The 14,302-nt window shown below is 49.6% G+C and carries 14 protein-coding genes; 10 read left to right on the top strand and 4 right to left on the bottom strand.

Going from position 1 to position 14,302, the window contains the following annotated elements; genetic code table 11:
• Positions 1-19: 19 nt before the first annotated feature.
• Together QVE43_RS09090 and QVE43_RS09085 are read left to right on the top strand one after the other, a co-directional pair.
• Entirely contained in the window at positions 20-2,146 is a 2,127-nt protein-coding gene (locus QVE43_RS09090; RefSeq protein WP_288006303.1) for a cation:proton antiporter, read from the top strand.
• A gap of 51 nt (positions 2,147-2,197) precedes the next feature.
• A complete protein-coding gene (locus QVE43_RS09085) occupies positions 2,198-2,731 on the top strand; it encodes a Fur family transcriptional regulator (RefSeq protein ID WP_288006301.1) in 534 nt (177 codons plus the stop codon).
• Here QVE43_RS09085 and QVE43_RS09080 read toward each other — a convergent pair.
• Positions 2,728-3,363 carry a 2OG-Fe(II) oxygenase gene (locus QVE43_RS09080; RefSeq protein WP_288006299.1) on the bottom strand — a complete coding sequence of 212 codons (636 nt, stop codon included), beginning with the start codon at positions 3,361-3,363 and terminating at the stop codon, positions 2,728-2,730. The genes QVE43_RS09085 and QVE43_RS09080 overlap by 4 nt on opposite strands.
• Before the next feature lie 82 nt (positions 3,364-3,445).
• Here QVE43_RS09080 and pfkA point away from each other — a divergent pair, with 82 nt between their 5' ends.
• The 8 genes from pfkA to QVE43_RS09040 all read left to right on the top strand — a co-directional run bounded on the left by pfkA (position 3,446) and on the right by QVE43_RS09040 (position 10,702).
• Positions 3,446-4,420, top strand: a complete 975-nt coding sequence (gene pfkA / locus QVE43_RS09075; RefSeq protein ID WP_288006296.1) for a 6-phosphofructokinase — start codon at positions 3,446-3,448, stop codon at positions 4,418-4,420.
• Between the two features lie 109 nt (positions 4,421-4,529).
• Entirely contained in the window at positions 4,530-5,804 is a 1,275-nt protein-coding gene (gene rocD / locus QVE43_RS09070; RefSeq protein ID WP_288006294.1) for an ornithine--oxo-acid transaminase, read from the top strand.
• 108 nt (positions 5,805-5,912) lie between these two features.
• Entirely contained in the window at positions 5,913-6,884 is a 972-nt protein-coding gene (locus QVE43_RS09065) for a leucine-rich repeat domain-containing protein (RefSeq protein ID WP_288006292.1), read from the top strand.
• Between the two features lie 26 nt (positions 6,885-6,910).
• Complete coding sequence (locus tag QVE43_RS09060; protein ID WP_288006290.1) at positions 6,911-7,363, top strand: hypothetical protein; 453 nt, start codon at positions 6,911-6,913, stop codon at positions 7,361-7,363.
• Positions 7,360-8,292 (top strand): dTDP-4-dehydrorhamnose reductase, encoded by a 933-nt coding sequence (gene rfbD, locus QVE43_RS09055; protein WP_038031273.1) that lies wholly within the window; start codon positions 7,360-7,362, stop codon positions 8,290-8,292. The genes QVE43_RS09060 and rfbD overlap by 4 nt, the downstream gene beginning before the upstream one ends.
• Before the next feature lie 14 nt (positions 8,293-8,306).
• The gene (locus tag QVE43_RS09050) at positions 8,307-9,230 is read left to right on the top strand and encodes a helix-hairpin-helix domain-containing protein (protein ID WP_288006287.1); all 924 of its coding nucleotides are present in this window, start codon (positions 8,307-8,309) and stop codon (positions 9,228-9,230) included.
• Positions 9,231-9,284: 54 nt separating this feature from the next.
• The gene (locus QVE43_RS09045; protein WP_288006285.1) at positions 9,285-10,169 is read left to right on the top strand and encodes a MerR family transcriptional regulator; all 885 of its coding nucleotides are present in this window, start codon (positions 9,285-9,287) and stop codon (positions 10,167-10,169) included.
• Positions 10,166-10,702, top strand: a complete 537-nt coding sequence (locus tag QVE43_RS09040) for a hypothetical protein (protein ID WP_288006283.1) — start codon at positions 10,166-10,168, stop codon at positions 10,700-10,702. The genes QVE43_RS09045 and QVE43_RS09040 overlap by 4 nt, the downstream gene beginning before the upstream one ends.
• 65 nt (positions 10,703-10,767) lie before the next feature.
• Here the strand turns inward: QVE43_RS09040 and recA are convergent, their stop codons facing one another.
• From recA to rny, 3 genes are all read right to left on the bottom strand, one after another.
• Positions 10,768-11,871: a recombinase RecA gene (recA, locus tag QVE43_RS09035; RefSeq protein WP_288006280.1), complete on the bottom strand. Its 1,104-nt coding sequence runs from the start codon at positions 11,869-11,871 to the stop codon at positions 10,768-10,770.
• Between the two features lie 74 nt (positions 11,872-11,945).
• Positions 11,946-12,623, bottom strand: a complete 678-nt coding sequence (locus QVE43_RS09030) for an ABC transporter ATP-binding protein (RefSeq protein ID WP_308445314.1) — start codon at positions 12,621-12,623, stop codon at positions 11,946-11,948.
• A 98-nt stretch (positions 12,624-12,721) separates the two neighbouring features.
• A complete protein-coding gene (rny, locus tag QVE43_RS09025) occupies positions 12,722-14,281 on the bottom strand; it encodes a ribonuclease Y (RefSeq protein WP_038031266.1) in 1,560 nt (519 codons plus the stop codon).
• Positions 14,282-14,302: the final 21 nt, after the last annotated feature.

The following is a 14,302-nucleotide window of genomic DNA, read 5'->3' as shown; positions in this document are numbered from 1 at the left end:
CACTAAATAAATGCCTGGTATGTTCTTATTTGAGCTTCACCTGCCCCTTCACGAGGCAGTGCCTGTATTTGCTCTTATGATGCTCATCATGCTGCTTGCCCCCATGATATTCCGGCGCTTAGGGCTGCCCGGCATGGTGGGGCTCATTCTTACGGGCGCCCTGGTAGGTCCCAATGGGCTGCACCTGCTCGAGCGCGAAGGAAGCATTGCCTTGTTTGGTGAAGTAGGGCTTATGTATATCATGTTTTTAGCTGGTCTGGAAATCGATATATTCGAGTTTAAACGCAACCGGAACAAGAGCCTCTTCTTTGGAAGCATTACTTTTTTGATACCTCAACTGGCCGGTTTTTATGCAGGAAAATACCTGCTGGGCTATTCTACGGCTTCTTCTTTACTGCTGGGCAGCATTTTGGGGGGGCACACGCTTTTGGCTTACCCCATTGTCAGCCGCTTTGGTATCAACAAGTCGCGCATTGTTACCATCATCATTGGTGGCACAGTCATCGCCGAACTGCTGTCGTTGCTTATGCTGGCAGCCGTAGAAGGGCAAGGCAGCGACACTTCTTATTGGTTCTGGCTTCGTTTGGGCGGCTTGTTTGCAGCCTGCACCGCCCTTATCCTGTGGGGCATGCCGCGTTTGAGCCGTTATTTTTTTAATCACGGCAGCCAAGACGGTGTGGCACAGTATATTTTCATACTCACCATGGCTTTTTCGGGCGGCGTGTTGGCAGAGCTTGCCGGCATGGAACCCATCATAGGTGTTTTTCTTGCCGGCTTGGCACTGAATCCGCAAATCCCTCACCGTTCGGTGTTGATGACCCGCATTGAGTTTGTGGGCAATGCTTTGTTTATTCCTTTTTTCTTGGTGTCGGTAGGCATGCTGGTAAAGTTTAGCGGGCTGTTTGGCAACTGGCACAATGTTTTGGTTTTGCTGCTTATACTGACCATCGCCATAGCTTCGAAATGGCTGGCCGCCTGGCTCACTCAAAAATTGTTGCGGTTTTCGCCCAATGAACGCCAACTGATGTTTGGGCTAAGCACGGCACGTGCGGCGGCAGCCCTGGCGGTGGCTTTGGTAGGTTTTGAAAATCAACTACTGAATGAGTCGGTACTCAATGCCACCATCATCATGATTATGGTTACGGGCTTTGTGAGTTCTCTGTTCACTGAAAAGACCGCCAAAAAGCTGGTTGAAGAGCTGGGCGCTTTACCGGCAGATATGAAAAGGCACAATAATCACAGCCATGTGCGGCTGTTGGTGCCGGTGGCCAACCCTCAAACTGCCGATAAGCTGATACAACTGGCGCTTTATTTACAACCCGGGCAATCGAGCGCCCCTGTTTACTGCCTTTCTATTTTACAAAGCCAGCGGCAAGAAGTGTCAACCGCTGCCATTGCCGACCGGCAGGAAGACATTTTGGGGAAGCTGTCTGAATATCTTTCTCTTCAAGAAGGAAGCATAGAGGTAGTAACCCGCATCCATGAAGACATTGCAGGCGGTATTATCCGCGCCTCGCAAGAGTTGATGGTGAGCGATGTCATTATTGGCTGGCACGGAAAGCGCACTGCCCGTGAACGTATTTTTGGCACCATAGAAGACGAATTAATAGCGCATTTGGAGCAGACCCTTTGGGTATGCAAATTGCAACGTGCACTCAATACCTTTGAACAACTCATCTTGATAATTCCCCCCAATGCCGAATGGGAAGAAGGCTTTTTGCATTGGCTTTCTTTGTTGCACAACTTAGCCAAGCAGCTGGATTTGAGCATTCGCATGCACTGCACACACTCCACCCGTTTTGCGGTAGATAAGTTTCGACAAGGCAACAAACAGGCTGCCACCGTGCCCTTGCATGTAGAAGTAGAACCTCATGAAAACTTGCAGGATATTGCTTATTTTACTTCGGCGGCAGGTGAAAATAACCTTTTTGTGTTTGTATGTGCCCGCCGCAACAGCATTTCCGACTACCCACAGCTCAAAGACATCGACCGTTTGGTCTTGGAACATTACAAACAGCAAGACTGCTTACTGGTATATCCTAAACAAACTCCTACCCCGGGCAGCTTGGTGGAAATGCGCACAACCGTGGAAGAAGAAGTCACCAACTTACGCAGTGTTGACGAAGCACAGGTGCGCTCAAATTGACTTTTCTTTTCTATATTTTTGTTCTTTCAACAGAACACAAAACCTGTGATTATGAACAAGGCTAAACAAAAAACAGAAGAACAAGACAAAAAGCGGAAAATCATAGAAGAGGTAAAAAAGATTTTTCGTGCTTATCTCGAGAACAAGCAACTACGAAAAACCCCCGAACGCTTTGCCATACTCGAAGAAATTTATTCCCGCGAAGGGCATTTCGACGTAGAGTCCTTGTATATCAGCATGAAGAACAAACAATACCGGGTAAGCCGTGCCACGGTGTACAACACCCTCGATTTGCTTGAAGAGTGCGACTTGGTCATAAAGCATCAGTTCGGGCAACAAACCGCGCAATATGAGCGTGCCTACGGCTATAAACAGCACGACCATCTCATTTGCACCGACTGCCACCGTGTACTGGAGTTTTGTGACCCACGCATCCAACAAATTCAAGACATGGTAGGAAAAATCATGCAGTTTGACATCCTGCACCACTCCCTGATATTGTATGGACGTTGCAATAAAGAAAATTGCGAGTACAAACAAAGCCTGCCTTCGCAGGATGAAGCTTCGGAAGACACCAACAACTAAGCACCCAAAAAGCGCTCTTCCATGGGCAAGCAAGAAAACCAACCGGTGAGGCTTTTGCGCGTGCGCCGGGCAGGCAGCACTTCGTGCCACACTTCTGCACTTTGCATAAGCACTGCCCGTCCTGCCAAAGGTAGCACCTCCGTGTGGCTTCCGTCAGCTTCGTACACCCTCAAAGCCCCTCCGTCCTGTTCTTGCCAATTTTTGTTCAGGTAAAGAATGAGCGTTATTTGACGATAGGAGGTTTTTTCGAACTGGTCTAAATGCTTTTTGTAAAAAGCACCCGGCGGATACACCGCTACATGTCCCTCATAGTAGTTGATAGGCAAGAAAAAAGCACGGCGAAATGCCTCCATCATGGCATCTACTTGTTGCCAAAAGTATTGAATGACGGCTTCCGTGTCACCACGGTCAAGCCAATGAATGAAGTCGCTGCGTATTTCACGTATGACTTGTTGTTCTGCCTGCCGCCCTATGGCTGCCCGGTGAAACAAGTCCGATGCCGCACCCTGCCAAGGCACTGCCTGCTCCATGGCCTCAATGAAGCGCTCATCGAAAGCGTCATCAATTACCACCCACCGTCGCTGTGCTAAGGTGTCCAAAACTTCATCATCTTCCCAAAAAGGCTTTATCATGACTACAAGCAGTTTTGAAAGCGTGCAAATGTAATGCTTTTTTCTTTTCTTATAGTTCATTCCATTTTAAACCTGAAAACGTATGAAAAAAATAGGTGTTTTTACTTCCGGTGGCGACGCCCCCGGCATGAATGCAGCCATACGGGCAGTGGTCCGCACTGCCATTTATAAAGAAATAGAAGTAGTGGGCATCCTGCGTGGATACAATGGTATGATTGGCGGCCACTTCGTACCTATGCAATCGCACAGCGTAAGCAATATCATACAAAGAGGGGGCACTATATTGAAGTCGGCACGCAGCAAAGAGTTTATGACCTACGAGGGGCGCAAGAAAGCCTTTGAGCAGCTGCAAAAAGCCGGCATCGAAGGGCTTATTGCCATCGGTGGCGACGGCACTTTTACCGGTGCCAAAGTCTTTTATGAAGAGTTTGGCATTCCTACCGTGGGCATTCCCGGCACCATAGACAACGACCTTTATGGTACCGACTACACCATCGGGTACGATACGGCCATCAACACGGCGCTGGATGCCATCGACAAAATACGGGATACTGCCGACTCACACGACCGTTTGTTTTTTATAGAGGTCATGGGGCGCGACTCCGGCTATATTGCCATTGCCTGCGGCATAGCCGGCGGCGCCGAGCTGGTCATGGTACCCGAAACGCTTACCACCATCGATGAAGTGGTGCAAACCATCAATCAAGGCTGGCGGCGCTCCAAAACCTCTTCAATTGTGATAGTAGCCGAAGGCGACGAGGAAGGCAATGCCCACGAAATTGCGGCAAAAGTAGCCGGTCAGCTGGAAGGCAAGTACGACATACGTGTGTCCACCTTGGGGCATATCCAAAGGGGGGGCTCACCTACTGCCCGCGACCGCATTTTGGCAAGCCGCTTGGGCGTGGCTGCCGTAGAAGCTTTGCTCAGCGGAAAGCAAAATATCATGGTGGGCATCGTCAACGATGAAATCACCCATGTTCCGTTTGAAGACGCCATTCATAAAGAAAAACCCATCAGACAAGAGTTGATTGATTTGGTGCGCATCCTGAGCATATAGGCAGTCTCGTGGTTTTTTCTTATTTTTGAACGGTAAAGTACTACTTTTATCAAATATCAAAACGGCATTTTCTTCTTCGTCTATCTTTCTTAAAAAAATACAAATCATCATGGCAACGCAAACCAAACGCAGCACGCAAGAATACCTTGAACTGGAAGAGCGCTACGGGGCTCACAACTACCACCCTCTGCCGGTAGTGTTAAGCAAAGGCGAAGGTGTTTATGTGTGGGATGTAGAGGGCAAGCGTTATTTCGACTTTCTGGCAGCCTACAGTGCCGTCAATCAGGGGCACTGCCATCCTAAAATCATACAAACGCTTGTAGAGCAAGCGCAAAAGCTTACGCTCACCTCTCGTGCTTTTTACAATGATGCCCTTGGCGAATATGAGCAGTTCGTAACACAATACTTCGGCTTCGATAAAGTACTGCCCATGAACACAGGTGCCGAGGCAGTGGAAACCGCCATCAAGCTCTGCCGAAAATGGGCTTATGAGAAAAAGGGCATTGCCGATGGCAAAGCCAAAATTATTGTTTGTGAACACAACTTTCACGGGCGCACTACCACCATCATCTCTTTTTCTTCTGACCCCGATGCCAAGAACCATTTCGGGCCTTACACCCCCGGCTTCGTAAGCATTCCTTATAATGACCTGGATGCACTCGAAAAGGCACTTCAAGACCCCGACGTAGCCGGCTTCCTGGTGGAACCCATACAAGGCGAGGCAGGTGTGTTTGTCCCTGACGATGACTATATAGCCAAAGCAGCGGCGCTTTGCCGTCAACACAATGTGTTGTTCATTGCCGATGAAATACAAACCGGCATTGCCCGTACCGGCAGCTTATTGGCTGTATGCGGCAATTGTAGCTGTCAAGGGCATTGCGAACGCCAAGCCGGCAGCTACACGCGTCCCGACATCCTTATTTTAGGCAAGGCTTTATCCGGCGGTGCTTATCCGGTTTCCGCCGTATTGGCAGATAACCATATTATGGAAGTGATTCGTCCGGGCCAACATGGCTCTACCTTTGGCGGCAACCCTTTGGCTTGCCGTGTGGCCATCAGTGCCTTAGAGGTGGTGCGCGATGAACAGCTGGCACAAAACGCGCGTAAGCAAGGCGAACGCTTCCGTGAACGTATGCGCGATTTGCAAAAGCGTTTCCCCGATAAAATCAAAGAAGTGCGTGGGCGTGGGTTGATGAATGCCATCGAAGTGCACGAGAAAGAAGGGCGCACTGCCTGGGACCTCTGCTTGATATTGAAAGACTTGGGCTTGCTTGCCAAGCCTACCCACGGCGATAAAATTCGCTTCACCCCGCCGCTGGTAATCAGTGATGAAGAGCTCGAAGAAGCTTGCAACATCATAACACAAGCCTTCGAGCGCTTCTAATGCCTCTCTTTGTTTTGAGTTTTCACTTCTTTTTTTGTACCTTAAGTAGGCAGACGATTTCTCTGCCTACTTTATTATTTTGCTCTTTTTGCAACTAAAATTAAGACTATGCACATTGAAGGCATTCACTTTGTAGTGAACAATCAGGGGAAACGGGTGGCGGTGCAAATAGACCTGAATAAACACCGTGACCTGTGGGATGAGTTTTATTTTCAATGGATTTTGATGAAGTGGTGGCAAGAGCTCGACCGCCATTGGAAAGCCACCTTGCGCGAAGCCATCCGGCTGGATGAAGACGAGCCTTCAGTGCAAGACCTGATGACCATCGCCGGCTTGCGCTCTTTGCGCCTTACCTACCCCGACATGGACGACTTGCGTCCCGTAGCTGTACTTGAAGAACTTGAAGACTTGATTATTGCCCACACAGCAATAACCGACCTTTCACCACTAAGCAACCTGCCTCATCTTTACCACCTGGATTTGATGCACACCCGCGTGGAATCCATTGAGCCTTTGCGTAACCTGCGGGGCTTGCATGAGCTTTACCTCCACCATACACGAGTCAAAGATCTTAGCCCTTTGACACAAATGCCACAACTGCAAATATTGGCTATCGGTGAAACGGAAATAGAAGACATCGGTGCACTGGCACACACACGCCGCCTGCAGAAGCTGTTTGCCGCCCGCTGTCAGGTGAAGGACCTGACACCCCTGCAATATTGCGAAAAGCTGGAAGTACTCAATTTAAAATACACTCCGGTCAGTGATATTTTACCTTTGAAGAAGCTGCGCAATATCGAAGAGCTCTACATTCAAGGCACACAAGTGGCCGACCTGGAACCCCTGCGGGGCAAACCCTATCTGCAAGAGCTTGGCATCAGCCATACCCCTGTAAAGACCCTGGAACCCATCTGGAACCTGCGCAGCCTGCGGACTCTCTATTGCTATCATACCCAAGTGCCCCAAGAAGAAATAGAGCGCTTCAAAGAAGAGCACCCCCGCTGCAAAGTGGTGGAAATAGCCATGGAAACAGCCGAGCTGCAAATTGAAAATGAAGACTACAGCGATAAAAAATCATAACTTTGCATACATAATCCGATGCATCTATGAAAAAACATTTCTATGCTTTGTTGAGCTGTGTGCTGCTGTACATGTCGCATGCGGCTGTGGCACAAAAAAAAGCAGATAGCCCTATTGCCGGACAATGGCAGTTGGTGGCGCTCGAAATCCCTACTTATGAAGAGTTGATTCGCAACGCCCCGCCTGAACAAAAACAGCAGTACCGCAATGAAATAGCTACACTTATTCGCTACTCTTCTTTTGAGTTTCGCCCGGACGGTACCTATGCTATCTACTTTGCAGGCAGCCGTGAAGAAGGCACTTGGCGCCTCGACCCTTCGCTCTCCAAACTGTGGATTCGACGCAAAGAAGCCGACGGCTCTTTTGCCGAAGAAACTTTTATTGCCATTGAACGTCTGGAAAAGAACGAAATGGTTTTGCTCAACGATTACGAATCGGGCGAGATTATACGCATGAAGCTCAAACATCTGAAAAAATGAGTACACAGAAAATCTTAATAACCGGCTCCAACGGGCTGTTGGGGCAAAAGCTGTTGGCTCTTTTAGGACAAGATGAGCAGTTGCAAATCATTGCTACTTCGCGTGGCACCCCCCGTGCTACTTTGCCTGCCAATGCGGTGTACATCAGCATGGATGTAAGCCGGAAAGAAGAAGTGGAAAAAGTAGTGCGCCTGCACCGCCCCGATGCCATCATTCATACCGCAGCAAAGACACAGGTAGATGAGTGCGAACAAGACCCGGCAGACTGCTTTCTGCAAAATGTGGAAGCCGTGCGTCATATAGCAGAAGCCGCTGCTCAATACAATGCTTTTTTGCTTCATCTCTCCACCGACTTCATTTTTGACGGCCAGGCCGGACCTTACAAAGAAGAAGACACACCCCACCCCATCAGCATTTACGGGGAAAGTAAACTCCGTGCCGAGCAATTGATTCAATCAATGGACAATCTCCGGTGGGCAATAGCCCGCACGGTGCTGGTATATGGCTATTCGCCAACGCTCAGCCGGAGCAATATAGTATTGTGGGCAATCGACGCGCTCGAGCAACAAAAGCCCATCAAGGTGGTTGATGATCAGTGGCGCACCCCCACCCTGGCAGAGGACTTGGCAGACGGCTGCGTGCGCATAGTCAAACAACAGGCAACGGGCATATGGCATCTATCGGGCGAAGAGCTGATGACACCTTACGAGATGGTGATGCGCATCGCACGTTACTATGGCTATTCTACCGAAAGAGTAGAGCGCGCCGATGCCTCTTCGTTCACACAACCAGCCAAACGTCCGCCCAAAACCGGCTTCATTATAGACAAAGCCAAGAAGCACCTGGGCTATCAGCCGCATAGCTTCGAAGAAGGTTTGGCACTCATTCGAAAGCAGATGCAGACAGAAACAGTGAGTAAAAACACTTAAAAAACCGGGCTGTCATGCGCGCTATGCTCCGCTTCTTTCGCCGCCATTTTCTGATGAGCCGTCGTGAGCTGTATGGCATGCTTGTGTTAACGGTTCTTTTGGGATTGTGGCTGGGCAGCGCCCGCTTGGCTGCCCATTATTTTAGCTCAAGGGCACTGCCTCTTCCGCCCCCTCAGCTCGACAGCCTGGCAAACAAACTACCCGATGACAGTGCGCCTATAAGCAAGGCGCACAAAAAACAAAGGTACACGGCCAAAGAGTTGTTCTTTTTCGACCCCAACACGGCTACCCTTACCGACTGGCAGCGCTTAGGTGCCCCCCAATGGCTGGCCAAGCGCATCCGGGCATATTGTGCCAAAGGGGGACGCTTTCGCAAGCCTGAAGACCTGCAAAAGATATACGGCTTTCCGCAAGAGCTTTACCAAGCCTTGGCGCCCTATGTACGGATAGATACCACAACTCATGTCTCCCAATATGCTTTTCCCAAACAAACGCAAACATCCGGAACCATTCAATCTAAACGGAAAGCGTATTCAAAACCGCTGCTTATTGAGCTCAACACAGCCGACACGGCCTCTTTGAAACAACTGCGGGGCATAGGCAGTGCCTACGCCCGGCGCATTGTGCGCTATCGCGACTTGCTGGGCGGCTTTTACACCGTAGAGCAACTAAAAGAAGTGTATGGTTTGCCGGAGGAGACTTACCAAAACATTTTGCCTCACCTTACCATCGACACCACTCACCTGCGCCTGATTCCCATTAACCAAGCCGATGCAGAAACACTTGCCCGCCACCCCTACCTCAACCGAAGACAGGCACAAGCGATTGTAGCCTACCGCACCCAACACGGTGCTTTTCAACACGCCGGTGACTTGAAGAAAATCAAAGCATTCAGCCCGGAAGAAATAGAACGTTTGATACCTTATCTTGCCTTTTAAGCAAACAATTTGCCCGCACAGGTGCTTTTTAAAGTAACAAGACAATAAGCAGTCATGGGAAAGTACAGTATTAAAGAAGTGGAACACCTTTCGGGCATCAAAGCGCACACGCTGCGTATGTGGGAACAGCGTTACGGCATAGTGCAGCCCAAGCGCACCGGCACCAACATACGTTATTATGATGATGCAGACCTGCGCCGCCTGATGAACATAGCCCTGCTTACCAAACACGGCATGCGCATATCGAAAGTGGCCAAAATGAGCGATGAGGAATTACAAAAAGCCGTTCTACAATTGGAAGCACAGAACAGTGGGCAAGAAGAGACCATTGATGCACTGGCACTGGCCATGTTGGAACTCGACGAATATCGCTTCGAGAAGGTGCTCTCCACCGCTATTGTAAAGTATGGCTTCGACAAAACCTTTCTTGAAATTGTGCATCCTTTCATGAAGCGCGTAGGGCTTTTATGGCAGACGTCGGCTATCTGCCCTGCCCACGAACATTTTATTTCCTGCCTTATCCGGCAAAAACTGATAGTGGCCATAGATGCACAAGCGATCAATCCCCGCTCTGACAAAGCCCGCTTTTTGTTGTTCCTTCCCGAAGGCGAATGGCATGAACTTACTTTGCTTTTTTCTCATTACCTCATCAAAAAACAGGGCTTTCCGGTGCTTTATTTGGGGCAGTCGGTGCCTATGAACGACGCCGTGGAAGCTTACCGCCAATGGCAGCCCGAATACCTTCTGACAGTCATCACGACACATCCCCCCATCAAAGAAATGCAGGCTTTTCTTTATGAACTTTCCGAAACTTTTTCGAAATCAAAAATGCTTATCACGGGACATAATGTCGTAGGACAAGGTTGGGACATGCCCGACAACCTTCATTTGCTCAATAAAATAGAAGACTTGGTTTATTTTCTGGAATCCATTGCATGATACGCCAACTATTGCTTTGCTTCTTTTGTATGAGCTTGCTTGCCGGTTGTGCAGACAGTAGCCGGAAAGTAGAACAAGAGAGCATGCGCTTTAAGACCACCGACGCCAGCCGTTTGTATTTTCACAATGTGCGTTCTATTCGCTACCACATAGAAGAAATTGGGAAAGACCGCATGCAACTATGCCGGCATAAGGATTTTTTAGATGCACCTTTGCCGCTTTATCCCGTAATTGCCAACAACTACATGTATGATGAAGCCTACATTGTGCATGAAATGGCCGACTCGCTGCGTCAAAGTGGCGCCTTTTTGCTTGTGGGCAATCCTGCAGGCGATACGCTTTCGTTGGATTTGCGCACTCATGAAGCCCACTACCGTTTTGCACAGGCGCTTTACAACGCCATTGTAGAAGACTTGCCGCTGCAAATATGTGTGCAGAGCCGCTGCCATAGCTTTCTGAACGATAAAGACATGCGCAAAACGGTACGTCTGGTCTATAGAGATTACTTTCGCCTGGTGCAGCTTTTCAAATAAAAAAGCAAAGAGAAGCAGAACTTCCTGCCTCTCTCTCTTACATTCACCGGCTGTGTATTGTTTTTTTATTCATCATCAGTGACGACGGTGTTGTCGTCGCCATCATCTATCACAAGGTTTTCATCCTCGCCGGCTTTGATATCGATGGGCAGCTCCCGGCCTTGCAGCAGTTCTGCACGAATTTGTTGTTCCAGCTCGTCGGCGAGTTCGGGGTTGTCGCGCAGCAATTCAATCACTTTTTCGCGCCCTTGTGCCAGCTTGGTGTCGCCATAAGAATACCAAGAGCCGGACTTTTTCACGATGCCAAGCTGCTCTGCCAAGTCGATAATTTCGCCCAGCTTCGACACTCCTTCGCCATACATAATATCGAACTCAACGGTTTTAAAGGGGGGCGCCACTTTGTTTTTCACTACTTTTACACGCGTGCGGTTGCCTACTATCTCTTTGTCCTTTTTGATAGAGCCTATACGGCGAATGTCAATCCGCACACTGGCATAGAATTTCAAGGCATTGCCACCGGTTGTGGTTTCAGGGTTGCCAAACATCACGCCTATTTTCTCGCGCAGCTGGTTGATGAAGATACAGCAGCAGCTGGTTTTGCTGATGACACCGGTAAGTTTACGCAAGGCTTGGGACATCAAGCGGGCTTGCAAACCCATTTTGCTGTCGCCCATTTCGCCCTCCAACTCGGCTTTGGGCACCAAAGCCGCCACCGAGTCCACCACAATAATATCAACGGCACCTGAACGAATCAGATGCTCCGTGATTTCGAGTGCCTGCTCGCCGCTGTCGGGCTGTGAGATAAGCAAGCGCTCGGTATCGATACCCAGCTTTTGGGCATAGATGGGGTCAAAGGCATGCTCGGCATCTATGAATGCTGCAATGCCGCCTTGTTTTTGGGCTTCGGCAATGGCTTGCAGGGCTAAGGTGGTTTTACCCGAAGACTCCGGTCCGTAGATTTCAATAACGCGACCACGGGGGAAACCGCCCACGCCTAAGGCAATATCGACCATAAGCGAGCCGGTAGAGATAACCGGTATATCCATTTTTTGGTTATCGCTCAGGCGCATCACTACCCCTTTGCCATAGGCTTTTTCCAGTTGCGCTATAGCGTTTTGCAAGCTGGCTAATTTGGGGTCGTTGGTTTGTTCGTCTTTTTTCTTTGCCATGGTTGTATGTATTTATCCTTGGTTTTCAGTTAATAAAACAAATATAAGGGCTTACTCCTTCTTTTTTATGCGGACTACGCAAAACGGCGCTGCCACTCTTCGGCAATTTGTCCTTCATTGAGCCATACGCCCCGGTCTGCCATCTTTGCGAGCTCTTTGTGGTGTGTTACGATAATAAAGGCGGTGCGAAAGTCATCGCGCAACTTCAAAAAGAGTTCATGCAGATGAACGGCATTGGCTTCGTCGAGGTTGCCGCTGGGCTCATCTGCCAACACAAGACGGGGCCGGTTGACCAACGCCCGTGCTACTGCCACGCGTTGCGCTTCGCCCCCCGAAAGCCGCCCGGGTTCGTGGTGTGCTCTATGTGCCACGCCTAAGTATTCAAGCAGATGGGCTGCCCGTTCATAGGCTTCCGTTTTGTCCATACCTTGAATCAGGGCAGGCATGGCTGCATTTTCCAGCGCCGTAAATTCGGGCAGCAGGTTATGAAACTGAAACACAAAGCCCAGGTCCTGATTTCTGATTTTATTGAGCTGCTTGGCAGAAGCCCGGTGCAGGGGCTTACCGTCGAGCAGCAACTGCCCGCGGTCCGGGGCGTCGAGGGTACCCAAAATATGCAACAAGGTGCTTTTGCCTGCGCCGGAAGCGCCCATTACCGAAAGTACTTCGGCTTCTTGCAACTCCAGATGCACGCCTTTGAGCACCTGCACATTGCCGTAAGATTTGTGTATGTCGATGGCTTGTAGCAACATAAACTGATATTTGTTTCAAGTTACACCAAAATGAGCAAAAGAAAAAGGACTGCCTTGCGGCAGCCCCGAGATATGGAAAGCAAAACACTTCAAAGAACTTACTTTGCATAGTTGATAGCCCGGGTTTCGCGAATCACGGTTACTTTTATTTGCCCGGGGTACTGCATTTCTTGCTCTATCTTTTGTGCTATTTCGAAAGACAGCATGCTTGCCTGCTCGTCCGATATGTTTTCGGCATCGACCATGACGCGCAGCTCGCGGCCGGCCTGCAAGGCGTAGCACTTGTACACACCATCGAAAGAAAGCGCCAAGGCTTCCAGGTCTTTGAGGCGCTGCAAGTAAGACTCCATCACTTCGCGACGCGCCCCGGGGCGTGAGCCGGAAATGGCATCGCAGGCCTGCACGATGGGGGCTATCATGGTAGTCATTTCTATTTCGTCGTGGTGTGCCCCAATGGCATTGCACACGTCGGGATGCTCTTTGTATTTCTTGGCAAGTTCCATACCCAAGATAGCATGTGGCAAGTCGCTTTCTTCGGGATACACTTTGCCTATGTCGTGCAGCAAGCCGGCACGTTTTGCCATCTTGGCGTTCAAGCCCAGTTCGGCAGCCATGATGCCACAGAGTTGAGCCACCTCTTTTGAGTGCTGCAACAGGTTTTGCCCATACGACGAACGGAAGCGCATGCGCCCTACCAACTTGATGAGCTCGGGGTGCAAGCCATGGATGCCTAATTCGATGGCCGTGCGTTCCCCTATTTCTATGATTTCTTCTTCTATGTGTTTTTCTACTTTGGCCACCACTTCTTCAATGCGGGCGGGGTGTATGCGTCCGTCTTGTACCAAACGGTGCAAAGACAGGCGGGCTATTTCGCGCCGTACGGGGTCGAAGCCCGAAATAATGACTGCTTCGGGGGTGTCGTCCACGATGATTTCCACGCCGGTGGCTGCTTCCAGCGCGCGGATGTTACGTCCTTCGCGTCCAATGATTTTGCCCTTGAGCTCATCGGACTCCAAAGGAAATACCGACACGCAGTTTTCAATGGTATGGTCGGTAGCCGTGCGCTGAATGGCTTCCAGTATGATTTTCTTGGCTTTCTTGTTGGCGGTAATTTTGGCTTCTTCCAAGATGTCTTTGATGTAGGAAGAAGCTTTGGTTTGTGCTTCGGCTTTCAATGATTCCAGAAGCTGCGCTTTTGCCTCCTCGGCAGTCATGCCGGCAATTTTTTCCAAGCTTTTAATTTGCTGTTGCAGCAAGCGCTCGGCTTCCTCGCGTTTTTTGGCGATCACCTCGGTTTGCTGGCTCAAAGAGCTTTCGAGTGCTTTGAGCTCGGCTTCTTTGGCTTTGATTTGCTCAATTACTTTATTCAGGTTTTGCTCTTTTTGTTTGAGCTTTGCCTCATTGTTGAGCAATATGTTTTTCTTTTTGGCTACCTCCTCGTCAAATTCTGCTTTCAACTGCAAGAACTTCTCTTTGGCAGCCAATTCTTTTTCCTTGCGTATGTTTTCGGCTTTGGTTTCTGCCTCACGCAGGATTTGCTCGGCACGTGCTTGTGCTTCTTCTTCTAACTTTTGAGAGGCTTTTTTGAAAATAGCCCTCCCGATAAGGACTCCACCGCCCAATGACAGCGGTATCAACATCCAATATAGCCATTCCATAACATTACTACTTTTGAAGGT

This window comes from Thermonema sp., assembly GCF_026003375.1.
In the GTDB taxonomy this organism is placed as follows: domain Bacteria; phylum Bacteroidota; class Bacteroidia; order Cytophagales; family Thermonemataceae; genus Thermonema; species Thermonema rossianum.
This window is presented reverse-complemented; position numbering and strand designations above follow the sequence as displayed.